Here is a 23,065-nt window from a genome sequence, read left to right on the forward strand (position 1 = left end):
ATCACCCCTAACCGCGCGCCGCCCGTGCGCTCCGTATGGTCACGACAACCGTGGTCTCCGTCCACCAGGTGACGCCGAGCGTCAAGCAGTTCCGCCTGCGGGCGGAGGACGAGGCGTTCGAGTACGACCCCGGTCAGCACACGACCGTCCAGTTCGAACGGGACGGCGAGGAGGTGGTCCGGCCGTACACGCCGACGAGCCTCCCGGGGACCGACGAACTGACGCTCGCCATCAAGCGCTACGACGACGGCACCGCGTCGGTGTGGATGCACGAGCGCGAACGGGGCGACGAGGTGGAACTCGGCGACCTGGAGGGGAACCTCCACCTGCGCGACCCCGAGCGGGACGCCGCGTTCGTCTCCACCGGGACGGGCATCACCCCGATGATGGCGATGCTGAAAGACTACGTCGAGCGGGGAGAGGGCGACGCCCACTTCTACTTCGGCGAGAAGGACCGGGAACACCTCATCTACCGCGAGACGCTCGACCAGTTCGACGCGAGCTACGAGAACGTCGGCGTGACGTTCTCGCTGTCCGACGAGGACTGGGACGGGCCGACCGGCCACGTGCAGGAACGCGTCGTCGACGACATCGGGGACGAACTCGACCCGGAGGCGACCGACTTCTACGTCTGCGGCGTCCCCGAGATGGTCGTCGAGACGAAGGAGGACCTCGCGGACGCCGGCGTCCCGGACGACAACGTCTACGCCGAGGGCTGGGAGGACGACGAGGTGTCCGAGGAATCCGGGTAGTCCGGAAACGAGAGCGGGAGTCGCACCGCGCGGACGGACGACTCGTGCTACCGGCGGCCGTCGTCCGTGTCCTTCCGCGCCGCCCGCTCGGCCGACCGTCGGTCGGTGACGTTCGCGGCGTCCCGCTCGCGTTCCGCGCGCACCAGGTACCAGAGCGCGAGCGGCGCGAGCACCGCGACGACCGCGAAGAGGGCGAACAGGGCGCCTCCGGCCGCCATCAGCCGAAGAACACGTCGACGAGGTCGCTCCCGGTCGACCCGGTGTCGCGGTACAGTTCCGAGTAGCCGCAGTCGGTGCAGGAGACGACGCGGAAGCTATTCGTCTGGATGTCGAACATCTTCGAGAGGCCGCCGCCCGTCGTGGACATCTTCCCGACCTCCGCGTCTGTGTGACCGCACTTCGGGCAGCCGCCGTCGTGGGTGGAGGGCTCGCGTGCCATACGCGACGGGTTTTCGTCGTTCGGGATAAGCTTTGGGCGTACCCCGACGCCGGACAGGGGTCACGTCCTTCGGGCCGCGTCGTCGGCCGCCGGACGAACGCGCGAACGCGGCTTTTTGGTCCGGGGCCACGAGACCTCCGCATGGAGTACACCACCCTCGGCGACACGGGAATGGAGGTATCGAAGGTCTGTCTGGGCTGTATGAGCTTCGGCGACCCGGACTGGCGCGACTGGGTGCTCGACGCCGACGAGGGGAGCGCCCTCGTCGAGCGCGCCATCGAGTTGGGAATCAACTTCTTCGACACCGCGAACGTCTACTCGACCGGCGAGTCCGAGAAGGTTCTCGGCGACGTGCTCGCGGAGTACGACCGGGACGAACAGGTGGTCGCGACGAAGGTGTACGGCGAGATGGACCCCGAGAACCCCAACGCGAGCGGGCTCTCGCGGAAGGCCATCGAGCAGGAACTCCAGCACAGCCTCGACCGACTGGGCATGGAGACGGTCGACCTCTACCAGACCCACCGCTGGGACTACGACACGCCCATCGAGCAGACGATGCGTGCGCTCGACGACGCCGTCCGGCGGGGACAGGCGCGCTACGTCGGCACCTCCTCGATGTGGGCCCACCAGTTCGCGGAGGCCCTCCACACCAGCGACCGGCTGGGACTGGAGCGGTTCGCCACCATGCAGAACCACTACAGCCTGCTGTACCGCGAGGAGGAGCGCGAGATGCTCCCGCTGTGTGAGAAGGAGAACGTCGGCGTCATCCCCTGGTCCCCGCTCGCGCGGGGCTTTCTCGCGCGCCCCCACGAGGAACTGGAGGAGACCGCGCGCGGCAAGTCCGAATCGGAGGCGGCGCGCCACCCGTACCTCGAGAACGGGGGCCGGGAGGTGAACGAACGCGTCGAGGAACTCGCCGACGAGAAGGGCGTGAAGATGGCGCAGATCGGACTCGCGTGGCTGTTCGGGAAGGAGGCGGTGGACGCGCCCATCGTCGGCACGACCAGCGTCGAACACCTGGAGGACGCCGTGGAGGCGCTCGACGTGTCGCTGTCGGACTCTGACGTCGAGTACCTCGAGGAGCCGTACCGACCGGGACCCGTCTCCGGCCACCAGTGAACGGAGGCGGGAGTGAGCGACTCCGGGTCGGAACCGCCTCCTCCTGAAAGCGCTCGCCGGCCGGTCGAGTAGGCCCCGCCAACCGGCCGCGTATCCGCTCCATTACCATGTGCGTAGAGCGCGGTCGTCGGGGCATGGGATTCGTCTGGGTGGCCCGACAGCGGTGTTCGGCGTGCGGCGCGGAACCGAGGACGAGCGACGCGGTACGCGACGAACCCGGATTCCCGGTCTGTGCCGACTGTCGCGGACGCGCGAGGCGCGCGCGGCAGTAGCGGGCGGCGGCCCTGCCGAACCGGGTCCCGATTCGTGTCGAGATGGATTTACATCTCGCGAAAACCAAAGTAAACCCGAGTGTCGTTTGAGAATACATATTCCGCTCGACTAGGTGTGTCATGGTATGTCGCACCAGTCGCGGCGGACGTTTCTGAGGTTGAGTGGCGGCGTACTCGGCGGCGCGTTCGCGGGTAGCACCGTCGTGGCCGCCGAGCGAACCGACCGGTTCGTCGTGGAGACGACCGGTCCGGGGTCGCCCGGAGACCTGGACGTGGTACACGAGATGCCCGGCGTGAACGTCGCCGTGGTCGAGGGGAGCGAGCGCGCGGTCGAGAAGTCGGGAGCGGTGAAGGGGTACGCCCCCGACGTGGAGGTCACGCTCGCCGACCCGACCGTGAACGAACGGAGTCCGACCGTCGCGGAGACGGACATCACCGACGACACCTACTATTCGCTCCAGTGGGACAAGCAGAGCCAGAACGTCCCCCAGGCGCGCGACGTGACGACCGGAGCGGGGACCCGGGTCGCCATCATCGACTCCGGGGTCTTCGCCGACCACCCGGACCTGGATGTGAACGAGGACCTCTCGCGGAACTTCACCGACGACGGCGAGGGGGCCGGGGTGCCGGCCGGCGGCGACCACGGGACGCACGTCGCCGGCATCGTCGGCGCGAGCGACAACGAGATAGGCGTCGGCGGGACCGCACCGGAGACGGAACTGATAGACTGCCGCGTGTTCTCGTACGCGCCCGGGGCGTCGTTCGCGGACATCCTCGCCGCCGTCGTCTACAGCGCGAACGTCGGGGCCGACGTCTCGAACCTCTCGCTGGGCGCGTACCCCGTCTCCCGGCGGGGGAACGGCCAGTTCTACGGGGAGGTGCTCAACACCACGATGACGTACGCGAACAGAGAGGGCACTCTGCTCGTCGTCGCCGCCGGCAACGACGCGGCCGACCTCCAGCACGACGGGCGCATCTGCGGCGATTTCGACGACGACGGGGAGGAGGAGTGTCTCCTCGCCATCAGCGTGCCGAACGAGGGCGCGCAGGCCTGCTCCGTCGCCGCGACGGGACCGGTCGGGTTCATGTGGGACGCCGGCGACTACGGCGGCGAGGAACCGGCCGAGGCCCCGGCCGCCTACACGAACTACGGGACGAACGCCGTCACCGTCGCCGCGCCGGGCGGCAACTACAGCTTCGCCGCGTACCGGGAGGCGAACGACGACGACGACGTCGCGCTGCCCTGGTACTACGACCTCGTGCTCAACACGACCGCGACGGTCGAGTACGAGTACGAGAGCGTCCCGGACGGCGACGACGAGGACGACGACCCCGACCGGGTCCCGGTCGACTACCTCGGTGCGGAACCGTCGTACGGCTGGAAGGCCGGAACCTCCATGGCCGCGCCGCAGGTGGCCGGGGCGGCCGCGTTGGTCAAGGCGGCCAATCCCGACTACGGACCGAACCAGGTCGAAAACGTGCTCACGCGGACCGCGACCGTCCCGGAGGGGTACGAGAAGGCGTACTACGGCGCCGGCGTCGTCAACCCCCTCGACGCAGTGACGGAGTAACCCGTCTCGACCGCGCGCCGCCGCGAGAACGTCCGTCGCACACCCGAGCGATTCAAGCGCGCTCCGGTTCCTCTCCTCACCCGTGAACTGGGAGGCGACGACGACGGACGTGGCGGGCGAGGAGTGGGAGCGCGAGGACGGCTACGCGACCGTCCGACTCCGCGAGCGGACGGACGGGAGCGTCGTCGTCCGACTCGACCGACTGGAGCAGGCGCCGGAGGGACCGGCGTACCGCCGCGAGACCGCGCCGGACCGCGAGGCGGCCGAGGCGCTGGCGGCGGCGTGGCGCGAGGAGTTCGACGGCGAGTGACGGTGTCGGCGAGGGGGCGGGGGAACGGCCGGTTCGCGCCGAGCGCGGGCGGTCAGTAGTCGCCGAGGTTCCCGGCCCGGCGCGCGCGCCGGACGAGCGCCCGGAAGACGAGGAAGCCGGCGGCGAAGTAGCCGGCCGCGACGGCGGCGAGTAGCGCCAGGTCGCTCGGCGGGAACTGCCAGAGGCGGACGCCGTCGCGCATCGCGCGACCGAGCATGACGTTCCCCTGCACCAGCGGGAGAGAGCGGAGCCAGGGGTACCGCTCGACCGGCGCGGCGACCAGCCCGATGAGGCCGAACTGGAGGAGGTTGAACACGTTGCTCACCCGCTTGTACACGACCGCCGCCCCCCCGAAGACGAAGCCGACGCCCATCACCGACAGCATCGCCAGCGCCGCCACCGGGACGACCGTGAGCAGGTCGACGCTGAGCGACTCGCCGGTCACGAGGAGCATGAGCGGCAGGATGAGCCCGCCCCAGAGGAAACTGTAGAGCACGTTCACCGCCGCCTGGAACGCCATCACGCGGTCGAACCCCAGCGGCGACATGTACAGCTGTTCGAGCGTGCCCCACTGCGCCTCCTGCGTGACGCTCTGCGCGAGGCTCTGGTAGGAGACGATTCCCATCGTGACGACGAAGTAGCCGACGACCAGCCCCCCGAGCGAGTCGTCGAACGCCGCGCCGCCGATGGACCGGCCGCCGAGGAACAACAGGAGGAAGAACGCGAACACGCCCGCGACGGCCCCGAGCGTGTCGACCGGGTACCGGACGAGCAGTATCGCCTGCTTGCGGACGAGCGCGGCGAACAGCCGCGCGCTCCCCCGGACCCCGTCCGCGTCCCGTTCGCCCCGGCCGTTCCGGTCGCGACGGCGTCCGCGGTGACCGACCCCGCTCGACGTCGCGCCGTCGCCGGCCGCCGTCTCGCCCGCGCCGCCGGTCACCGGCGCTCACTCCGCGTGAGTCGGACGAACGTCTCCTCCAGGTCGGGGTCGAGGGTGTCGACGGAGCGGATGTCGTGACCCGCCGCGACGAGCGTCCCCGTCAGGTCGGCGATGCGGTTCCCCGACTGGAGCGCCGCCTCGACCCGGGTTCGACCGTCCTCGACGGCCCAGTCCGTCACGTCGTACTCGGCCGCGAGTCGCTCGCGGAGGGCGTCGTCGGCCGCGCCCTCGACGACGACTCGGTACGTCTGGGTGCGGAACACGTCGAGCAGGTCCGCGACGGGGTCGTCGGCGACGACTCGCCCGTCCGAGAGGATTATCACCCGGTCGCAGAGGTCCTCGATGACGTCCATGTCGTGGCTCGACAGGACGACCGTCAGTCCGGTCTCGCGCGCGAGCGCCCGGAGTTCCCGGCGAAGTTCGCGCGAACTCTCCACGTCGAGTCCGAGCGTCGGTTCGTCGAGGAACGCCACCTCGACGTCCCGCGAGAGGGTGGCGGCGAGCGCCACCTTCTGTTTCATCCCGCGCGAGAGGTCGCGCACGGGCGTGTCCGCCCAGCCTCCGAGGCCGAGGCGGTCGAGCAGCGCGTCGTGACGCTCGCGGACCGCCGACCGCGGCCGGCCGGCCAGCCCCGCGAAGAACTCCAGGTTCTCGCGGACGGTGAGCCGCCAGTAGACGTTCCGCGCCCCCTCCAGCATCGCGCCCACGCGGCGGTGCGCCCGGCGCGTCTCCTCGTACACGTCGACGCCCGCGAGTTCGACCGTCCCGGTCGAGGGGAGGACGAGTCCGAGCATCGACTTGATACAGGTCGTCTTGCCCGCGCCGTTCGGACCGAGCAGGCCGACCACCTCGCCGCGCTCGACGGCGAACGAGACGCCGTCGAGCGCGCGGACGCCGTCGCCGTACGTCTTCGTCAGGCCGCTGACGACGACCGCCGGGTCGGCACCGCCGGCGCCGTCGGTGTCGTCGACACCCGCCGCCGACTGGACCGCGGTCGCGTCGCGGGTCGAATCGCTCATCGTCAGTCACGAGCGGGCCGGGAGGGATGAGCCTTCCCCGGGCACCGCCGCGCCCGCATCGGGTCGGGCAGGACGTCCGCGACCGAGTCGACCGACACACAGGCAGAGGAGCGCACTTCGGACTCCGAACTCGGGTCGGAACCGAGCCTGGGCTCGCTGGCCGAAACACACGAAAGGCGAGCGACCGTACGGGGAGGCGAATGACTGCGACCGCTGGAGTTCCGTCGACGCTCGCCGCGCTCCAGTCGGACGGCGGCGGAATCGTACACGCGATAGAACAGGCGTTCGCACCGATTCGTGCGGTCGTCGAACCGGTGCTCGCGAGCTGGTTGACGCTCGGCGTCTGGCTCGGGTTGAACCTCGTGTCGGCCGGCGTCCTCTGGTGGGACATCCGCGAGCGGAACGAGAACCTCCCCTCGACGATGAAGTTCGTGTGGACGCTGACGGTGCTGTACTCCGGGCCGCTCGGACTCGCCGTCTACTGGTTCACCGGACGGACACAGATAGAGGGGGACTCGCTGTGGAAACGCGGGTTCCGCTCGACCTCGCACTGCTACTCGGGCTGTGGGATTGGCGAGGTCATCGGCATCACGGCCGCGACCATCATCCTCAGCTTCTCGACGCTGTGGGTTGTCGTGACCACGTTCGCGCTGGCGTTCCTCGGCGGGTTCGCCCTCACCGTCGGCCCGCTGATGCAGGAGGGCGTCGGCTTCAGAGAGGCCGTGTGGGACGCGCTGTGGAGCGAGACGCCGAGTATCACGGTCATGGAGATAGTCGCCATCGGAACCGACCTCCTGCTCGCCGGCGAGGCGGGCTGGACCCAGCCGCTGTTCTGGACCGCGCTCCTGTTCTCGCTCACCGTCGGGTTCGTCGCCGCCTACCCCGTGAACGCCGCGCTCATCGCGGTCGGCGTCAAGGAGGGGATGGGGAATCCGGCGGAGATGGACGGGAGCCCGAGCGGGGCCTGAGGCGGTCCCTCCGCGGTCGCGCGGCGCGAGTCGCTCGAACGTCGGGAGGCTCAAGCCGGCCGGGCGCGTCGTCGGGGTATGAGCGCGGACACGTCGGACGGGAGCGCCGACCCGGTGCAGGCGTCGTGGCCGGAGTTGACCTGTTACGGCTGCGGGCCGGCGAACGACGAGGGACTCCACCTGGAGAGCTCCCTCGGCGACGACGGGGAGACGCTCGTGGCGAGCGTCGTCCCCGAGGAGACGTTCAACGCCGGCGCGCCGAACGTGATGTACGGAGGCCACATCGCGTCGCTGCTCGACTGTCACTCCGTCTGGACCGCCATCACGTTCGCGTACCGGAGCGAGGGGCGCCCGCTCGGGAGCGACCCCCGAATCGCGTACGTCACGGGGGAACTGTGCGTCGACTACCGCGCGCCGACGCCGCTGGACCGACCCGTCGAACTCACCGCCCGGGTCGAGGGCGACGTGGGGAGACGGACGCGGGTGACGAGCGAACTCGGTCCCGCGGGCGAGACCACCGCGACCGGCGAGGTGGTCGCCGTCAGAGTGGACGCGTCCGAACTCGCCGGGCACCACCAGAAGGAGGCGTAGCCGGTCTCTCCACTGGCACGCGCTCTCCGCGTCCCGTCTCACTCGTCCCGCTTCACTCGTCGCTCTGGAAGCGCTTCGTCGTCTCCACGAGCGGGTGGCGCGCGTAGTCCACCACCTCGATGTCGGCGATGGAGTCGAGCCCCTCCTTTCGTGCGGTCCGTTGCATCCCGAGGTCGACCGAGCCGTCGACGACGATGACGTACGCGTCCATCTCGTCGATGCCGAGGCGCGCGGCCGCCTTCACGCGGTGGTGGCCGTCCGCGAGCACGAGCGTCCCGCCGTTATCGATGACGACCAGCGGCTCCGAGAGCCCGCGCTCAAGTTCGTACCGTCGCCCCTCCAGTTCGTCGGCGTACACCCGCCCCTGCGTCGGCGTGAGCGTCGCGAGGGGGACGGTCCGGCGCTCCTCGCTCACTGAGATGCCGTGAATCTCCTCGAGCGTGCGCATCAGCTTCCCCACCTTCTCGGGCGTCGCGCGCTCGATCTGACTCCGGATGACGTCCGTGTTCGAGATGATGCCGACGAGGTTGCCCGCGTCGTCGACCACGGGGAGCTTCTGGATGCCCGACCGGAGGATGACCCGGGCGGCGTCGTTGACGTTCATCTCGGGGTGCGCGACGATGATGTCCTCGCTCATCACCGTGAACAGCGGCGCGTCGGTGTCCGCGAGCAACAGGTCGCGCGCGCTCACGAAGCCGACGACCGTCCGGCCGTCGGTGACGGGGAAGCCGTTGTGTCCCTCGCTCTCGACGATGCGCTCGGACACCGCGCCGACGGTGTCGTCGGGCGAGACGGTCGCCACGTCGCGGGTCATGTACTCCTTGACCGCCGCCTTCGCCCACGCGTCGCGCGAGTCGCTCATCCCGCGTGGATTCACCGCCCGTCGGCAAAGCAGTTTGCGTGCCAGCGGCGGCCGCCGGGGTGCGCCGGGACGCTCACTCCTCCTCCGGGAACGACACCGTCCGGTCGGCGGTCGGCGCGCGCGGCGCGTCCTCCAGCGTCTCGAAGAAGCGGCCGGCGATGATGTCGCGCACCACGTCCGTCAGCGTCTCCTTCGAGTCCTCGTCGACGTCCGAGAGGATGCCGAGCGGGATCTGCGCGCCGGCCATGTCGGCGTGCCCGCCGGCGGAGCCGATCTGGTCGAGCGCGTCTCGGAGCGTCTCGCCCAGGTCGAGGTCCGCGCCGCGGGTCCGACCGGAGACGTAGACGGTGCCGTCGCGGTAGCCGTACACCAGCGTCGTCGTCACGCCCTCCATGTTCAGCAGTCGCTCGGCCGCCTGCGCGAGCGCGTCGCGGTCGCGTATCTCCCCGACGCAGGAGGCGACGGTGCTGCCGCGCTGTTCGCGCTCGTCGATGGCGCGCGCGAGTACGTCGAGCACCTCCGGGCCGACGCTGGGCGACTCCACGCGGTCGAGTACGTCCGTGTCCGCGCGCGCGAGCAGGAGCACCGCGGCGTCGAAGTCGGCCTCCGACACCTCGCGGGTGAAGTCGCGGGTGTCGACCCGGATGCCGTACAGCAGCGCCGTCGCGACGGTCCCGTCGACGCCGACGCCGAACCGGTCGAGGTACTCGGTGAGCAGCGTCGACGTCGCGCCGACGTCCGACCGGAGGTCCACGAAGTCGGCGTCGACCGGGAGCCGAGGCGGGTGGTGGTCGATGACGACCACCGGGTCGACGTCCGTCGGGAGGCTGTCGTTCACCCCGGGGCGCGAGTGGTCCACGAGCGCGAACCCTCCGTACGACTCGCGCGGGTCGGCGCCGGGGTCGAGCGTCACCATCCGCAGGTCGAGCAGGTTCACGAGCGCGCGGTTCTCCTGGTGGGAGATGTCGCCGAAGTAACAGACGTCGGCGTCGACGCCCGCGAACTCCGCCACCCGGACCAGCGCGACGGCCGACGCGATGGCGTCGGGGTCGGGGTTGTCGTGGGTGACGACCGCGAGCGTGCCGTCGACGCTCCGGAGCGCGCGGAGGAGTCGGCGCGTCCGCTCGGCCGGTTCGCCCACCGCCGCGTCGAGGACGCGCCGCGCCGTCACGCTCACGGGGTCGACGACGTCGTCGGCGGGTCCCTCCAGCGCCTCGACGTCGGCCCGGTTCGCGTCCGTCCCGGCGTACGCCAGAAGGAACGCGTCGGGGTACCGCTCGCGGGCGCGGTCGGCGACCGTCAGGTTCGTCGTCGCGTCGTCGCCGGCGACGACGACCACGTCCGCGAAGTCCGGGTAGTTCGACGGGTCCGCAGGGTCCGCCTCGACCGCGCTCACGTTCTCGTCGCGCAGCGCGGTGACCCGACCGCTGTCGGCCGTCACGACCTGGAGGTCGCCCGGTCGTCCGACCAGCCACTCCACCACCTCGTGACCGATCGCGCCACAGCCGAGCACCAGCCGGCGCATCACAGCCGACTCTGGGGATGACGCGGCAAGAACCTACCGTACTCCGAGTCGGTCGGGTGCGGACCGCGCGGACGGTCGAGCGACGCGGTTCGCCCCCGTATCGCCGTCGGGAGAGACGACCGAACGACCACCTATATCCGCGCCACCGAGCGACTACTCACCATGTCCGGACCGGACCGGTTCGACGACGAGACGCCCGGAGCGACGGTCGACACCGACCGCGTCGCCGCCGAACGGGCGGTGTTCGCCGGCCGACCCTGGTACGACCCGACCGCGTTCGGGGCGACCGGCGACGGCGACGACGACGACGCCCCCGCCGTCCAGGCCGCGGTGGACGCCGCGGCGGCCGACGGCGGCGGTACGGTGTTCCTCCCGGCGGGCGACTACCGGGTCGAGACGGCGGTGACGCTGCGCGACGGCGTCCGCCTCCTGGGTGCCGGCGCGGGGGCGACGACGGTGGTCGCGGACGGCGCCGGCTACGCCGCGTTCGAGGCGTTCGGCACCACCGACGACCCGGTGACCGACGTGACCGTCGCCGACCTGGCCGTCGACTGCTCGGCGCTCGGCGGCGACGGCTACGACACGGGCGAGAAGTGCGTCTACTTCCAGTACGTCCGTCGCTGTCGGCTCCGCGGGCTCTACGCGTACGGTGCGCCGGCGACGGGTATCGGGACGGACTTCATGGTCGACAGCCTCGTCCACGGCTGCGTCGCCGAGCGGAACGGCCGGGAGTGGGCCGACGGCCGCATCGGCGCGAACGGCATCGGCATCGGGGCGGGCCGGTACGCGGCCGAGACGGTCGTCGTCTCGGACTGTCACGCCCTCGACAACGGCAACAACGGCGTCATGTTCGAGGCGCAGGGACCACCCGACGAGGACGTCCACTCGGGACTGATGGCCGCCGTCGGCTGCACCGCCCGCGGCAACCGAATCGGCTTTCGCGACTCGGGCGACCGGCGCGTGACGGTCTCGGCCTGTTCTGCGGTCGACAACGACGAACACGGCGTCGTCGTGAGCAACAAGGACGACGCCTCCTACGGCGCCACCGAGCACCGGGTCGCCGACTGCCGCCTCGCGGACAACGGGGCACACGGACTCGCGGTGCTCGGGAGCGCCCGGGAGGCGAACCTGAGCGTGACCGACACGACCGTCGCCGGTAACGGCGGGCGCGGCGTCAGCGTCGACACGGGCGACCCGGTCGACAACGTGACTGTCGCAGACTGCGAGGTGTACCGGAACGGAGCGACCGGCGTGGTCCACGCCGGCGGCGGGGAGTCCGTCGCGGTCCGGGACTGCCGGGTGTTCGGGAACGGCCGCGAGGGGACGGCGGACGGCAGTGACGGCATCCGACTCGACGCCGACGGCGGGCGGTACCGACGCGCACGCGTGACCGGCAACGACTGCTTCGACGCCGAGAACCCGACGCAGCGTCGCGGCGCGGTCGTCGCGGGCGCCCACGAGGCGACCACCGTCGCCCGGAACGCGTTCGTCGGGAACGCCGAGGCGGCGTTCGTTTACGACGGGGACCGACCCGCGGTCTGCCGGGGGAACGTCGGCTACCGGACCGAGAACGGCGGCCGGACGACGGTGAGCGACGGCGACGAGATACCGCACGGCCTCGCGGAGCGGCCGTCGACGGTCACCCTCCAGTCGACGACGGAAACCCGGGCGTACCCGCGGGCGGTCGACGGCGACCGAGTTGTCGTCGGCCTGTCCGGCGAGAGCGCCGTCGAGGTGTTCTGGACGGCGAGGACGGTCTGACGGCGACGGTCGACCGAGTCAGAATCGTGTCGACGGAACCGCGAGAACGAGAGACGAGCGACCCGCCGGGCGCCGACTGCGCTCCGTTACGGGACGAGCGCGGCGGCGGCGCTCTGTGCCGTCTCGATGACCGGCCCGAACGCGGGCAGCAGCAGCACCGTCCCGACCGCCGCGAAGATGACCGCGGCATACAGCGCGGTCGGCGTCCCGCCGAGTTCGAACTCCTCGGTCGGGTCGTCGATCCAGATGGCCTTCACGACGCGGCTGTAGTAGAACAGCGACAGCGCGCTGTTTATCGCGCCGACCGCGGCGAGCCACCAGTAGCCCGCGTCCACCGCGCCGGCGAACAGGAAGTACTTCGAGAAGAAGCCGCCGAACGGCGGCAGGCCCGCCAGCGAGAACATGAACACGGTCATGGCGACGCACGCCATCGGCGCGCGGCTCCCGAGTCCCGCGTAGTCCTCGAAGGTGCGGCCGATGCCCCACCGCTCCGCGAGCGCGACGAACAGGAACGCGCCGGTGTTCATGAACCCGTAGACGAACAGGTGCGCCATCGACGCGCCGAGCACGGCGCCCTCCTCGACGCTCCCGCTCGCGGCGCCGCTCCACGCGGCGAGGCCGATGAGCGCGTAGCCCGCGTGCCCGATAGAGGAGTACGCGAGCATCCGCTTGACCGTCTCCTGGGTCGCGGCGGCGAAGTTACCCAGCGTCATCGTCACGACCGCGAGCACCTGGAACAGGAGCATCCAGTCGACGCCCGCGCCGTCGAGCGGGAAGCCGACCGTGAACACGCGGAACGCCACCGCGAACCCGGCCGCCTTCGACGCCGACGAGAGGAACGCGCTGACGGGGGCGGGCGCGCCCTCGTACGCCTCCGGCGCCCAGAAGTGGAACGGGACGGAGGCGGTCTTGAACGCGAAGCCGCCGGCGACCATCAGCACGCCGACCGCCGCGACGCCCGTGACGCCGTCGGCGGCGTCGGTGAGCCCCGACGCCACCTCGGGGAGCAGCATGCTCCCGGTCGCGGCGTACACGAGCGAGATGCCGAACGCGAACACCGCGGACGAGAGCGCGCCGATGAGGAAGTACTTCAGCCCCGCCTCGACGCTCCCCTTGTTCTTCTTCAGGTACGCGACCAGCGCGTACGACGGGAGCGAGGCGAGTTCGAGCGAGACGAACGCGGTGGCGAGCGAGTTCGCCGTCGCCATCACGGACATCCCGGTGGCCGCGAACAGCACCAGGCTGTAGAACTCCGCCTGGTACTGGCGGCCGCGGAGGTAGTCGTAACTCGCGACGCAGACCAGCGCGGTCACGCTGGCGAAGACGGCCTGGAAGAACAGCGCCATGCCGTCGACGACGAGCGCGTCGCCGTACAGCGAGATGACGCCCGTCCCCGTCTCCTGGCCGGTACCCGCGGCGAGGAACCAGCCGGCGTAGCCGAACGAGACCAGCGCGCCCACGACGGCCGTGCCCGCGAGCAGCCCCGGCCGCGAGTCGTCCGGGTCGAAGCTGTCGATGACGAGCAACAGCAGGCCCGTCAGCCCGAGCACCAGTGCGGGGGCGAGCGCCGCCCACGTCGGGTACTGGAACGCCATTCAGAGACCACCCCCGACTTCGAGGATGGGGACCACGGCGTCCGTTATCATCCCGAAGAAGAGGTCCGGCGCGACTCCGAGCGCGATGGTACACAGCAGCAGCACCATCAGCGGCAGCGTGTCGTGGAGTTCAGCGCGCGTCGCGTCGTAGTCGGTCTCCAGACGGAACGGCCCGAACAGCGTGCGCTGCATCGCCCACAGGAGGTAGCCCGCGACGATGACGATGCCAAACATCGCCACCGCCGTGAAGAGCGGGGCGGCCGGGAGCACGGTCGAGGCGAACGAGCCCTGGAAGATGAAGAACTCGGCGGCGAAGCCCGCCATCAGCGGCAGGCCCATGTAGCCGAACGCGCCGGCGACGAGGATGCCCACGGTCACGGGCATCCGGTCGGCCATGCCGGACATGTCGCCCACCATCCGGGTGTGGGTGACGTTGTAGATGACGCCGACGGCCATGAACATCAGCCCCGAGATGAGGCCGTGCGCGACCATCTGGAACGTCGCACCGCCGACGCCGAGTTCCGTGTACGCGACCAGCCCGAGGATGACGTACCCCATCGACGACACCGACGAGTAGGCGACGATGCGCTTGAGGTCCTGCTGGGCCAGCGCGAGCAGCGCCCCGTAGATGACCGACACCACGGCGAAGACGGCGATGATACCCGCGTACTGCGTGGCGACGTCGGGCAGCATCGTGAAGTTGAACCGGAGCAGCGCGTACGTCCCCATCTTCAGGAGGACGCCCGCCAGCATCACCGACACCGGCGTCGGCGCCTCGACGTGGGCGTCGGGCAGCCAGGTGTGGACCGGGACGACCGGCACCTTCACCGCGAAGCCGAAGAACATCGCGGCGAACGCGGCGGTCTTCAGTCCCATCGGCGAGAGCCCGAGCGTCCCCGACAGCCCGCCCGACCGGAGCGCCACGGCGATGGCGGGCAGGCCGAACGAGTTCGCGTCGAGGTTGAACACGAGCGCCATGAACCCGATGAACATGACGAGGCTGGCGACGTTCGTGTACACGAAGAACTTGATGGCGGCGTACTTGCGCCGCGGACCACCCCAGACGGCGATGAGGAAGTACATCGGGACGAGGACGGCCTCCCAGAAGACGAACCAGACGAAGAAGTCGAGCGCGGTGAACACGCCGATGAGGTTCGCCTCCATGAACAGCATCAGCCCGTAGAACTGACTCTGCCGGCTGTCGATGGGCGTCCACGCCGAGACGATGGCGAGCGACGTCAACACCGTCGAGAGCACGACCAGCGGGAGGCTGATGCCGTCGACGCCCGTTAGCCACTGGAGTTGGTAGCCGCCGGCGGTGAGCCAGGCGACCTGCGTCTCGAACGCGACCGACCCGCCCTCCAGCAGGGCGTTGCCGGCCGCGTCGAACTGCGACCACATGTACAGGCTCCCGACGACCGGGAGCAGGCTGAGGCCGAACGCCAGCCGCCCGGCGTACTCGTCGGGGGCGAGCATGACCGCCAGCGCGGCGAGGAACGTGAATCCGATGAGTGCTTCGATTATCACAGTAACCAGCCTCCGTAGATGCCGAACGCGACGAGCAACACCGTCAGTCCCAGCGTGACGAGCGCCGCGTAGTTACTCACGAGCCCCGTCTGGACCCGCCGCACGCGCGACCCAGACGACAGGCTCACCCGGGAGACGGCGTTGACCGCCCCGTCGACGACGCCCTGGTCGAACGTGTCCGCCGCCTGCGACAGCGGGACGACGACCCGCTCGGCGACGGCGACCTGGTACTCGTCCTGGTAGTAGTTGTTGTACAGGAGGTCCTGTACGGAGCCGAGTTTCGCCGTGTGCTCCTCGGGCTCCGCCCCCGAGTAGAGGACGTACGCCAGCCCGGCGCCCGCGAGCGCGAGCAGCAGCGAGACGCCGCCCGGGATGAGCGGCGAGAACTCCGCGGCGGTCACCTCCGCGGGGTTGACGTTGTGGAGCAGTTCCTCGTAGTGGTGCGCCGAGAGCGCGCCCATCAGCTCCGACCCCTCGGGGCCCTCCAGCCACCGGTGGAGGTACTCGACGTCGACGCTGAACACGTCCGCGACCGGAGTCATGTTCACGAACCCGATGGTGGCCGCGAGCACCCCGAGGACCGCGAGCGGTCCCTTCACGTTCCAGCCCACCGACTCGGGGTCCTCGGCCTGACCGGTCCGCGCGTCGCCGTGGAAGGTGAGGAACACCATCCGGAACGTGTAGAACCCGGTGAAGAACACGGCCAGCAGACCGAACGCGTACGCGACGAGGAAGACGGTTCCGAGCCCGCCGGTCGTGCCCAGCCCGTGGACGAGCGCCTCGTACAGCACCTCGTCTTTCGACCAGAAGCCGGCGAACGGGATGATGCCCGCGAGCGCGAGCGACCCGGAGAGGAACGTCCAGTAGGTGACGGGCATCCGGTCTTTCAGTCCCCCCATGTCCCACATGTTCTCGTTGTGGTGCATCGCGATGATGACCGACCCGGCGCCCAGGAACAGCAGCGCCTTGAAGAACGCGTGAGTCATGAGGTGGAACGTCGCGGCCACGTAGCCGCCCGCCCCCAGCGCGAGCATCATGTACCCGTACTGGGAGATAGTCGAGTACGCGAGCACCTGCTTGATCTCGCGTTTCACGACGCCCATCGACGCCGCGAACAGCGCGGTGAACCCGCCGATGAGCGCGATGATGGCGAGCGCCGTCGGCGAGACGGCGTAGAAGCCGTACATCCGGGCGACGAGGTAGACGCCCGCCGCGACCATCGTCGCCGCGTGGATGAGCGCGGAGACGGGCGTCGGACCCTCCATCGCGTCGGGGAGCCACGTGTGCAGCGGGAACTGCGCGGACTTGCCGATGACGCCGCCGAGGACGAGGAGGCCGACGACCGTGAACCACGCGCCCGCGTCGAGACCGAAGAACGTGTTCACCGCCCCCTCGCCGGCGATCGCCTCCTCGGCCAGCGTCGGGAACGACTCGGGGCCGGCGAACTGGGCGGTGCCGAACGTGGCGAACACCGCGACGACGCCGACGAGGAAGAAGTAGTCCCCGAACCGGGTGACGAGGAACGCCTTCTTCGCCGCCGACGGCGGGCCGGGTTCGCGGAACCAGAACCCGATGAGCAGGTACGAACACAGCCCGACGAGTTCGAAGAACATGAACGCCATCAGCAGGTTGTCGGCGACGACGAACCCGAGCATCGACGCCGTGAACAGGCCGAGTCCGGCGTAGTACCGCGGGAGGCCGGTCTCGCCCTCGTCGTTCATGTAGCCGAGCGAGAAGACGTGGACCAGCAGCGCGATGGTCGAGACGATGACGAGCATCATCGCCGACAGCGGGTCGAGCAGCAGCCCGAACGTGAGTTCGAGCGCCTCCTCCCCACCCGCCGCGCCCGTGGCCCAGGTGTACAGCGTCTGGTCGTACACGGTGCCGGCGCTGACGGTGAGGAAGACCCACAGCGAGAGTATCAGCGAACCGGCCGTCGCGGCGATGCCAGCGAAGGCTCCACCCTTCGGAAGCACCCCCTTCCCCTCGCCGTACACCGCCGCCCCCAGCGAGACGAGGAACGACAGGAACGGGAGGAGGACGATGGCCGGCGCGTAGTCGAATGCTGCCATATATTACCACCTCATGGTCGTCGCGTCAGTCACGTCCACGGCCTTGAAGTTGCGGTACAGCACGAGGATGATGCCGATGCCGACCGCGACCTCGGCGGCCGCGAGCGCCATCGTGAACAGTCCGAACGTCTGGCCCGTGACGTTGCCCCAGTAGTAGGAGAACGCGACGAGGTTGATGTTCGCCGCGTTCAGCATGAGCTCGACCGACATCAGGAACAGCAGCGCGTTCTGTCGGGTGAGCAGCCCGAAGACGCCGATACAGAACACCGCCGCCGCGAGGACGAGGTACCACTCGGCGGGGACCATCAGTCGTCGTCCCTCCCGAGTCGGTCCGCGGCGTCACGCACCGCGTCGCGCCCGCCGTCGGTGAGCGCCGTCGTCGCCTCCTGTCCCGCCTCCGTCTTGCCGAGCATCACCGCCGCCGCGAGCGCCGCGACGAGCACGACGTCGATGAGTTCGAACGCGACGAGGAAGCCCTCGGCGTCGACCGAGCCCTCGCCGATGTTGAACATCGCGTAGCCGATGCTCGCGGTGATGCTGGTCGGCTCGGTCACCTGCGCGACCAACTGGCCGCCCTGTTCGACGATGGTCACGTTTGCGTCGGGGTCGTCGCTCACGGCCACGGTCTCGTTGCCGTTGACGAGCGCTACCGTCGAGCCGTTCTGGACCGCCGTCGTGACGTTCGCGCTGGTGTTGCCGGTCACGGTGACGTTCTCCGCGACGTGCGTGTCCTCGAAGCCCGCCGCCGTCCCGAACGACGCGCCGACGAACACGACGACCAACACGACGAACAGCGCGACGGCCGCCAACCCGGGCACGAGGTGCGACCCGAGTTTCAACTCGGGTTTCGAGCCACGCCCGCCGTCAGTCACGAGCGGACACCTCCGCTCGCGAGCAGCGAGCGCGCACCGCGCGCGACCGTGGTCACGTGCGCATCGCCTCCGTTTCCGCGTCCAGGCTGTCGGTCCGCACGAGCATCACGGCGAACGTGATGAGGACGAGTACCCCGCCCACGTAGACGAGGATCTGCATGGCGGCGAGGAACTCCGCCTCCAGCATCACGTAGTGCACCGCGACGCTCAACAGGGCACCGCCCAGGAGGAGTGCGGAGTGCCACACGTCCCTCACGAGGACGACGCCCAGGCTGCAGCCCACGGTGACGAGGGCGAACAGCGCGAACGCGATAGTCTCTACAACCATTACCCGAACGTCCCGTCGGAGGGCGTTTGAAGGTTTCGAGAACGTTCCGCGCGTACACGCCTGCGTGCGGGAGCGGTCGGACGGCGGCCGGCCGGAGGTCACCCCTCGAGCGGACGGACAGCGCGGCCGCTCGGCGGAGAGAGGGGGAACGACGGAGCACCCGGGGGACGCGACGCGACCGGTCCGCCGGTCTACTGGTAGTCGACTTCGCCTTCGCCCTCGCCGACCCACGCGCCGCGGTCGGGTTCGCGGGCGTTGAGCGGGTCGATCCCCTTGTACCACGGGACGTTCTTCAACTGCTCTTTGTTGTACACGAACTCGTCTTTCGTGTCGGCGGTGAACTCGAAGTTCTCCGTGAGCAGGATGGCGTCCACCGGGCAGACCTCCTCGCAGAGCCGGCAGTAGATGCACTGGCCGATGTGGAGGTTGTACTGCTCGCCGTTCCGCTGTTCGTCCATCACGATCTGGATGGTGTCGTTCGGACAGACGTTCTCACACTGGCGGCACCAGATGCACCGCTCCTGAGAGAACTTGTGCACCCCGCGGAACCGGGGGCTCACCTCGGGCGCGACGTCGGGGTACTCCACCGTGAACGTCGTCCCGTCCAGTGCGTGCTTCATCGTCGTCGCCATGCCTTTGAGTATTCCAATCATAGGTACGGGTTACGCGAGCACCCCCACGATGACCGCCGTGAGGACGAGGTTGGCGAAGGCCAATACGAGCAGGCCCTTCCAGCCGATTTCGATGAACTGGTCGACGCGGAGGCGCGGGATGGCCGACCGCGCCCACTGGGTGAACAGGTAGAACGCCCAGATCTTCGCCGTGAACCAGACGATACCGAGCGCCGCGGGACCCGGTCCGGCCGGGCCGCCGAGGAACAGCGTCGCCGCCAGCGCGCCGCCGAGGAAGATGTGGATGAACTCGCCGAGGTAGACCAGCACGAAGTACACCGAACTGTACTCCGTCTGGTACCCCGCCACGATCTCCGTCGGCGCCTCGGGGATGTCGAACGGGTTCCGGCCGACCTCCGCGAGGTTGGCCACGGTGAACAGCGCGAACGCGAACGGGTTGACGAACGCGAACCACTGCGGGATGGAGACGCCCGCGACCGTGAGCAGCGGTTCCGCCTGTTGGGCGACGATCTCGCTCGTCTGGAGCGTCCCGGTGAACAACACGACCGACATGCCGGTGACGACCAGCGGAATCTCGTAGGCGAGATTGGCCGCGACGGCTCGCAGCCCGCCCATGAGCGAGTACTTGTTGTTCGAGGCGTACCCCATCATGATGAGCCCGAGCGAGGCGATGGAGGCGGCCGCGAACGCGAACGCCAACCCGGTCTCGGGGTCCGCCAGTTGAATCCCGCTCCCCATCGGGATGACCGCGAACCCGAGCATCGCCGAGAACGGGATGAGCAGCGGGCCGAGGTCCCACGCCGGCCGGTCGACGCCCTCGGGGACGATGAGCTCCTTCGACAGGAGTCGGACCGCGTCGGCCACGATGACGAACAGCCCGAACGGCCCGACGCGGTTGACCGCGATGCGGTCGGTGAACGCCGCCGTTATCTTCCGTTTCGCCCACGGGCCGGCGACGGCCGTGTTGATGAGCAGGAAGTTGGCGACGAGAAACGCTCCGACGAGCGCGCCGATGACGTCGGCCAGCAGCCCCCCAACCGGGAGCATCGCGGCGATGGTGTCCGGGAACGTCCCCGTCTGGAGCGGCGCGGTCACCGGTCCACCTCGCCGAGAACGATGTCGAGGCTGCCGAGCGACGCGATGAGGTCAGGCACGTACTCGCCGGTGCTCATCTCGGGCAGCGTCTGGAGGTTCGAGAAGCACGGGCTACGGATCTTGAACCGCCCGGGTTTGTCGGTGCCGTCGGCGCGGATGTAGATGCCGAGTTCGCCCTTGGCGGCTTCGACCGCGCGGTACACCTCGGTGTCCTCCTCGGGTTTGAGCGTCCGGGGGACGTTCGCCTGGATGGTCCGGTCGTCCTCCGGCCAGTCCTCCAGCAGGTCCACGCACTGCTCGATTATCTTCGCCGACTCTTCGACTTCGCGGAGGCGAACCAGGAGCCGACTGTAGTTGTCACAGCCGTCCTCGGTGACGACGTCCCAGTCGAGTTCGTCGTAGTAGCCGTACGGGTCGTCCCGGCGCAGGTCGTAGTCGACGCCCGACCCGCGAGCGACCGGACCGGTCGCCCCGTAGCTCTTCGCGACTCCGGGCGGCAGCACGCCCGTGTCGACCGTCCGCATCTGGAGAATCTCGTTGGCGGAGATGAGGTCGTGGTACTCCTCGAGCGCCTCCGGGAGGTCCTCCATGAAGTCGCGTATCTTCTCGAAGAACTCCTCGCGGGGTTCCGGGAGGTCCCAGACGACGCCGCCGAGCCGGAAGTAGTTGAACATCAGCCGCTGGCCCGTCAGGTCCTCCAGGATGTTCTGGGCCTTCTCGCGGTCCCGGATGGCGTACATGAAGATGGCCGTGAAGTCGCCGTACACGTCGAGGGCGAACGTACCCACCGCCAGCATGTGGCTCGCGATGCGGCACAGTTCCGCGCCCAGCGTCCGGATGACCTGCGCGTACTCGGGCACCTCGATGTCCGCGAGGTCCTCGGCCGTCCGCGCGTACGCCCACTCGTTCAGCAGCCCCGCCGAGATGTAGTCCCAGCGGTCGGGGTACGGCATGATCTGGTGGCGGTACGTGCCGTTCTGACACATCTGTTCCTCGCACCGGTGGAGGTAGCCGATGTCCGACTTCACGTCGGCCACCTGCTCGCCGTCGAGCGTCGTCTCGATGTGGAGGACGCCGTGGGTCGCCGGGTGGTGCGGCCCGATGTTGAGGAACATCGTGTCGCTGTCCTGTTCGGCCTTGTAGTCCTCCTGGAGCGGGTTGGCGTGCTCGCGCAGCGTCACCATCTGGGGCCGGTTCTGGTCGTAGTCGAGCGAGAGGGGGTGGCCCTGCCAGGTTTCGGGCAGGAGGATGCGCCGGAGGTCGGGGTGGTCGTCGTACTCGATTCCCACGAGGTCGTACGCCTCTCGCTCGTGCCAGTCGGCGGTCCGGAAGACGGGTTCGGCCGACTCGGAGACCGGGTTCTCGCGGTCCGTCGGGACGACCACGCTCACCTCCTGTGTGGGGTCGTCGTACTTCTTGAGGTGGTAGATGGACTCGTAGCGGTCCTCGTACTCCTGAGCGGTCACGCACGAGAGGTGGTCGTACCCCGCCTCCGTGCGGAGCGTCGAGAGCACGTCCTGGACCGAATCCGGACCGATGACGTACCCCGGCGCGTTCATGTGCTCCTCTCGCCCGATGACGTGCTCGCCCAGCAACTCGGCGAGTTCGTCGGGCGACCGCTCCTCGGCGGCCGTCTCGGGCTGGTCGCGGCGCTCCAGGCTCATGGCGAATCAGCCCAGTTGTACCGCATGACGAGGTCCTCCTCGTCTATCTGGTCGGCGAGTTTGTCCACGACCTCGTCGCGTTCCAGGTCGCCGAACTGCTCGAGTTCGTAGGGCTTCACCGTCACCGGCGAGGACTCGCCGTTGGCGATGCGCTCCTGGAGTTTGGCGACGCCGTAGATGAGCGCCTCGGGGCGAGGGGGACAGCCCGGGACGTGGATGTCGACCGGGATGACCTCCTCGGCGCCCTTGATGACGTTGTACCCCTCCTGGAACGGCCCGCCGGAGATGGTACACGAACCCATGCCGACGACGAACTTGGGTTCCGGCATCTGGTCGTACACGCGCTTCATCCGCGGGGCGAACTTCGAGACGATGGTCCCCGGAACGATGATGACGTCCGCCTGGCGCGGCGACGCGCGGGGGACGCCGGCCGCGAACCGGTCGAGGTCGTGTTTGACCGCGTACGTGTGCATCATCTCGATGCTGCAGCAGGCGATGCCGAACTGCAGCATGAACATCGACGACCCCCGCACCCAGTTCATGAACTTGTCGAACTTGGTGAGGATGAACGGGGAGGAGCCGAACGCCTCCCGGAGCTTCGAGTTGAAGCGGTTGTCCTGCCCGGCCATCCGGGCGTCGCGCGTGTCGGTCAGTACCTCGGAGTCGTCCGTGATGAACGGCCTGTTGTCGCTACTCATGATTGTCGTTCTGTTTTCCGTCGCGACGCGCGCGGGCTCTTCGCCCACTTGACCGCGCCCTGCCGCCACGCCCACACCAGTCCGACGACCAGCACCGCGATGAACACGAGCATCGGGAACAGCACGGCAGCCAACCCGACGCCCGCGTCCAGTGCGGGCCGGTAGATGACCGTCCACGGGAACAACAGGACGGTCTCGATGTCGAAGACGACGAACAGGAGGGCAACCATGTAGTACTGGATGTTGAACTGGATGCCGATCGCCGACTCCGTGGGGATCTCGCCGGACTCGTAGGTGGCGCTCTTCCCCTGTTCGGGCACGCTCGGGCGGAGTATCGCGGACGCGACCATCATCCCCAGCGGGATGCCCACGCCCATCAAGGCCAGCGCGCCGACTGCTATCCATGGATTCATTCCGGGTTCTCCGTATCGTCCGTGGGTTCGGTAGCCCGAT

24 protein-coding genes are annotated in these 23,065 nt (G+C 69.3%); 7 read left to right on the forward strand and 17 right to left on the reverse strand.

Features of this window, described 5'->3' with window-relative positions:
• Positions 1-35: 35 nt before the first annotated feature.
• Positions 36-752: a ferredoxin--NADP reductase gene (locus AC6RUA_RS05230; RefSeq protein ID WP_499814883.1), complete on the forward strand. Its 717-nt coding sequence runs from the start codon at positions 36-38 to the stop codon at positions 750-752.
• A 47-nt stretch (positions 753-799) separates the two neighbouring features.
• Here the strand turns inward: AC6RUA_RS05230 and AC6RUA_RS05235 are convergent, their stop codons facing one another.
• Complete coding sequence (locus AC6RUA_RS05235; protein WP_499814884.1) at positions 800-970, reverse strand: DUF8143 family protein; 171 nt, start codon at positions 968-970, stop codon at positions 800-802.
• Entirely contained in the window at positions 970-1,191 is a 222-nt protein-coding gene (locus AC6RUA_RS05240) for a zinc ribbon domain-containing protein (protein ID WP_499814885.1), read from the reverse strand. Before AC6RUA_RS05240 ends, AC6RUA_RS05235 begins: the two co-directional genes overlap by 1 nt.
• A gap of 141 nt (positions 1,192-1,332) precedes the next feature.
• Here AC6RUA_RS05240 and AC6RUA_RS05245 point away from each other — a divergent pair, with 141 nt between their 5' ends.
• From AC6RUA_RS05245 to AC6RUA_RS05255, 3 genes are all read left to right on the forward strand, one after another.
• Positions 1,333-2,310: an aldo/keto reductase gene (locus AC6RUA_RS05245; protein WP_499814886.1), complete on the forward strand. Its 978-nt coding sequence runs from the start codon at positions 1,333-1,335 to the stop codon at positions 2,308-2,310.
• Between the two features lie 397 nt (positions 2,311-2,707).
• Complete coding sequence (locus AC6RUA_RS05250) at positions 2,708-4,153, forward strand: S8 family serine peptidase (RefSeq protein ID WP_499814887.1); 1,446 nt, start codon at positions 2,708-2,710, stop codon at positions 4,151-4,153.
• A gap of 82 nt (positions 4,154-4,235) precedes the next feature.
• Complete coding sequence (locus tag AC6RUA_RS05255; protein ID WP_499814888.1) at positions 4,236-4,463, forward strand: DUF7543 family protein; 228 nt, start codon at positions 4,236-4,238, stop codon at positions 4,461-4,463.
• A 52-nt stretch (positions 4,464-4,515) separates the two neighbouring features.
• Here the strand turns inward: AC6RUA_RS05255 and AC6RUA_RS05260 are convergent, their stop codons facing one another.
• Both AC6RUA_RS05260 and AC6RUA_RS05265 read right to left on the reverse strand, forming a co-directional pair.
• Positions 4,516-5,403, reverse strand: coding sequence for an ABC transporter permease (locus tag AC6RUA_RS05260; RefSeq protein WP_499814889.1), 888 nt, complete (start codon positions 5,401-5,403; stop codon positions 4,516-4,518).
• Entirely contained in the window at positions 5,400-6,422 is a 1,023-nt protein-coding gene (locus AC6RUA_RS05265; protein WP_499814890.1) for an ABC transporter ATP-binding protein, read from the reverse strand. Before AC6RUA_RS05265 ends, AC6RUA_RS05260 begins: the two co-directional genes overlap by 4 nt.
• A gap of 200 nt (positions 6,423-6,622) precedes the next feature.
• Here AC6RUA_RS05265 and AC6RUA_RS05270 point away from each other — a divergent pair, with 200 nt between their 5' ends.
• Together AC6RUA_RS05270 and AC6RUA_RS05275 are read left to right on the forward strand one after the other, a co-directional pair.
• A complete protein-coding gene (locus tag AC6RUA_RS05270) occupies positions 6,623-7,390 on the forward strand; it encodes a DUF4396 domain-containing protein (protein WP_499814891.1) in 768 nt (255 codons plus the stop codon).
• A gap of 78 nt (positions 7,391-7,468) precedes the next feature.
• Positions 7,469-7,981 carry a PaaI family thioesterase gene (locus AC6RUA_RS05275; protein WP_499814892.1) on the forward strand — a complete coding sequence of 171 codons (513 nt, stop codon included), beginning with the start codon at positions 7,469-7,471 and terminating at the stop codon, positions 7,979-7,981.
• Positions 7,982-8,033: 52 nt separating this feature from the next.
• Here the strand turns inward: AC6RUA_RS05275 and AC6RUA_RS05280 are convergent, their stop codons facing one another.
• On the reverse strand, positions 8,034-8,843 hold the full coding sequence (locus tag AC6RUA_RS05280) for a CBS domain-containing protein (protein ID WP_499814893.1): 810 nt from the start codon (positions 8,841-8,843) through the stop codon (positions 8,034-8,036).
• Positions 8,844-8,916: 73 nt separating this feature from the next.
• Positions 8,917-10,371: a DHHA1 domain-containing protein gene (locus AC6RUA_RS05285; RefSeq protein WP_499814894.1), complete on the reverse strand. Its 1,455-nt coding sequence runs from the start codon at positions 10,369-10,371 to the stop codon at positions 8,917-8,919.
• A gap of 159 nt (positions 10,372-10,530) precedes the next feature.
• Here AC6RUA_RS05285 and AC6RUA_RS05290 point away from each other — a divergent pair, with 159 nt between their 5' ends.
• The gene (locus AC6RUA_RS05290; protein WP_499814895.1) at positions 10,531-12,129 is read left to right on the forward strand and encodes a right-handed parallel beta-helix repeat-containing protein; all 1,599 of its coding nucleotides are present in this window, start codon (positions 10,531-10,533) and stop codon (positions 12,127-12,129) included.
• An 86-nt stretch (positions 12,130-12,215) separates the two neighbouring features.
• On the opposite strand, the gene AC6RUA_RS05295 is transcribed toward AC6RUA_RS05290, so the two are convergent.
• The 11 genes from AC6RUA_RS05295 to AC6RUA_RS05345 form a co-directional block, all read right to left on the reverse strand.
• Positions 12,216-13,724, reverse strand: a complete 1,509-nt coding sequence (locus tag AC6RUA_RS05295; RefSeq protein ID WP_499814896.1) for an NADH-quinone oxidoreductase subunit N — start codon at positions 13,722-13,724, stop codon at positions 12,216-12,218.
• On the reverse strand, positions 13,725-15,251 hold the full coding sequence (locus AC6RUA_RS05300) for a complex I subunit 4 family protein (RefSeq protein WP_499814897.1): 1,527 nt from the start codon (positions 15,249-15,251) through the stop codon (positions 13,725-13,727). It lies immediately after the preceding gene.
• Positions 15,248-17,323, reverse strand: a complete 2,076-nt coding sequence (gene nuoL / locus AC6RUA_RS05305; RefSeq protein ID WP_499814898.1) for an NADH-quinone oxidoreductase subunit L — start codon at positions 17,321-17,323, stop codon at positions 15,248-15,250. Before nuoL ends, AC6RUA_RS05300 begins: the two co-directional genes overlap by 4 nt.
• Before the next feature lie 3 nt (positions 17,324-17,326).
• Entirely contained in the window at positions 17,327-17,629 is a 303-nt protein-coding gene (gene nuoK, locus AC6RUA_RS05310; RefSeq protein ID WP_499814899.1) for an NADH-quinone oxidoreductase subunit NuoK, read from the reverse strand.
• Positions 17,629-18,195: a hypothetical protein gene (locus AC6RUA_RS05315; RefSeq protein ID WP_499815479.1), complete on the reverse strand. Its 567-nt coding sequence runs from the start codon at positions 18,193-18,195 to the stop codon at positions 17,629-17,631. Before AC6RUA_RS05315 ends, nuoK begins: the two co-directional genes overlap by 1 nt.
• A gap of 52 nt (positions 18,196-18,247) precedes the next feature.
• Positions 18,248-18,523 carry an NADH-quinone oxidoreductase subunit J gene (locus AC6RUA_RS05320; RefSeq protein ID WP_499814900.1) on the reverse strand — a complete coding sequence of 92 codons (276 nt, stop codon included), beginning with the start codon at positions 18,521-18,523 and terminating at the stop codon, positions 18,248-18,250.
• Positions 18,524-18,714: 191 nt separating this feature from the next.
• Positions 18,715-19,176 carry a NuoI/complex I 23 kDa subunit family protein gene (locus AC6RUA_RS05325; protein WP_499814901.1) on the reverse strand — a complete coding sequence of 154 codons (462 nt, stop codon included), beginning with the start codon at positions 19,174-19,176 and terminating at the stop codon, positions 18,715-18,717.
• A 9-nt stretch (positions 19,177-19,185) separates the two neighbouring features.
• Positions 19,186-20,202: a complex I subunit 1/NuoH family protein gene (locus tag AC6RUA_RS05330; RefSeq protein WP_499815404.1), complete on the reverse strand. Its 1,017-nt coding sequence runs from the start codon at positions 20,200-20,202 to the stop codon at positions 19,186-19,188.
• A gap of 44 nt (positions 20,203-20,246) precedes the next feature.
• Positions 20,247-21,914, reverse strand: a complete 1,668-nt coding sequence (locus AC6RUA_RS05335; RefSeq protein ID WP_499814902.1) for an NADH-quinone oxidoreductase subunit D — start codon at positions 21,912-21,914, stop codon at positions 20,247-20,249.
• Positions 21,911-22,612: an NADH-quinone oxidoreductase subunit B gene (locus AC6RUA_RS05340; protein ID WP_499814903.1), complete on the reverse strand. Its 702-nt coding sequence runs from the start codon at positions 22,610-22,612 to the stop codon at positions 21,911-21,913. Before AC6RUA_RS05340 ends, AC6RUA_RS05335 begins: the two co-directional genes overlap by 4 nt.
• Entirely contained in the window at positions 22,609-23,025 is a 417-nt protein-coding gene (locus AC6RUA_RS05345) for an NADH-quinone oxidoreductase subunit A (RefSeq protein WP_499814904.1), read from the reverse strand. Before AC6RUA_RS05345 ends, AC6RUA_RS05340 begins: the two co-directional genes overlap by 4 nt.
• Positions 23,026-23,065 lie beyond the last annotated feature (40 nt).

Source organism: Halorarum sp. SLYT50 (assembly GCF_059821265.1).

Excerpts from the sequence above, each read along its gene's own strand:
- AC6RUA_RS05230 (WP_499814883.1), top strand. The coding sequence starts at position 36 with ATGGTCACGACAACCGTGGTCTCCGTCCACCAGGTGACGCCGAGCGTC.
- AC6RUA_RS05235 (WP_499814884.1), bottom strand. The coding sequence starts at position 970 with ATGGCGGCCGGAGGCGCCCTGTTCGCCCTCTTCGCGGTCGTCGCGGTG.
- AC6RUA_RS05240 (WP_499814885.1), bottom strand. The coding sequence starts at position 1,191 with ATGGCACGCGAGCCCTCCACCCACGACGGCGGCTGCCCGAAGTGCGGT.
- AC6RUA_RS05245 (WP_499814886.1), top strand. The coding sequence starts at position 1,333 with ATGGAGTACACCACCCTCGGCGACACGGGAATGGAGGTATCGAAGGTC.
- AC6RUA_RS05250 (WP_499814887.1), top strand. The coding sequence starts at position 2,708 with ATGTCGCACCAGTCGCGGCGGACGTTTCTGAGGTTGAGTGGCGGCGTA.
- AC6RUA_RS05265 (WP_499814890.1), bottom strand. The coding sequence starts at position 6,422 with ATGAGCGATTCGACCCGCGACGCGACCGCGGTCCAGTCGGCGGCGGGT.
- AC6RUA_RS05270 (WP_499814891.1), top strand. The coding sequence starts at position 6,623 with ATGACTGCGACCGCTGGAGTTCCGTCGACGCTCGCCGCGCTCCAGTCG.
- AC6RUA_RS05275 (WP_499814892.1), top strand. The coding sequence starts at position 7,469 with ATGAGCGCGGACACGTCGGACGGGAGCGCCGACCCGGTGCAGGCGTCG.
- AC6RUA_RS05280 (WP_499814893.1), bottom strand. The coding sequence starts at position 8,843 with ATGAGCGACTCGCGCGACGCGTGGGCGAAGGCGGCGGTCAAGGAGTAC.
- AC6RUA_RS05290 (WP_499814895.1), top strand. The coding sequence starts at position 10,531 with ATGTCCGGACCGGACCGGTTCGACGACGAGACGCCCGGAGCGACGGTC.
- AC6RUA_RS05295 (WP_499814896.1), bottom strand. The coding sequence starts at position 13,724 with ATGGCGTTCCAGTACCCGACGTGGGCGGCGCTCGCCCCCGCACTGGTG.
- nuoL (WP_499814898.1), bottom strand. The coding sequence starts at position 17,323 with ATGGCAGCATTCGACTACGCGCCGGCCATCGTCCTCCTCCCGTTCCTG.
- nuoK (WP_499814899.1), bottom strand. The coding sequence starts at position 17,629 with ATGGTCCCCGCCGAGTGGTACCTCGTCCTCGCGGCGGCGGTGTTCTGT.
- AC6RUA_RS05320 (WP_499814900.1), bottom strand. The coding sequence starts at position 18,523 with ATGGTTGTAGAGACTATCGCGTTCGCGCTGTTCGCCCTCGTCACCGTG.
- AC6RUA_RS05325 (WP_499814901.1), bottom strand. The coding sequence starts at position 19,176 with ATGATTGGAATACTCAAAGGCATGGCGACGACGATGAAGCACGCACTG.
- AC6RUA_RS05330 (WP_499815404.1), bottom strand. The coding sequence starts at position 20,202 with ATGCTCCCGGTTGGGGGGCTGCTGGCCGACGTCATCGGCGCGCTCGTC.
- AC6RUA_RS05335 (WP_499814902.1), bottom strand. The coding sequence starts at position 21,914 with ATGAGCCTGGAGCGCCGCGACCAGCCCGAGACGGCCGCCGAGGAGCGG.
- AC6RUA_RS05340 (WP_499814903.1), bottom strand. The coding sequence starts at position 22,612 with ATGAGTAGCGACAACAGGCCGTTCATCACGGACGACTCCGAGGTACTG.
- AC6RUA_RS05345 (WP_499814904.1), bottom strand. The coding sequence starts at position 23,025 with ATGAATCCATGGATAGCAGTCGGCGCGCTGGCCTTGATGGGCGTGGGC.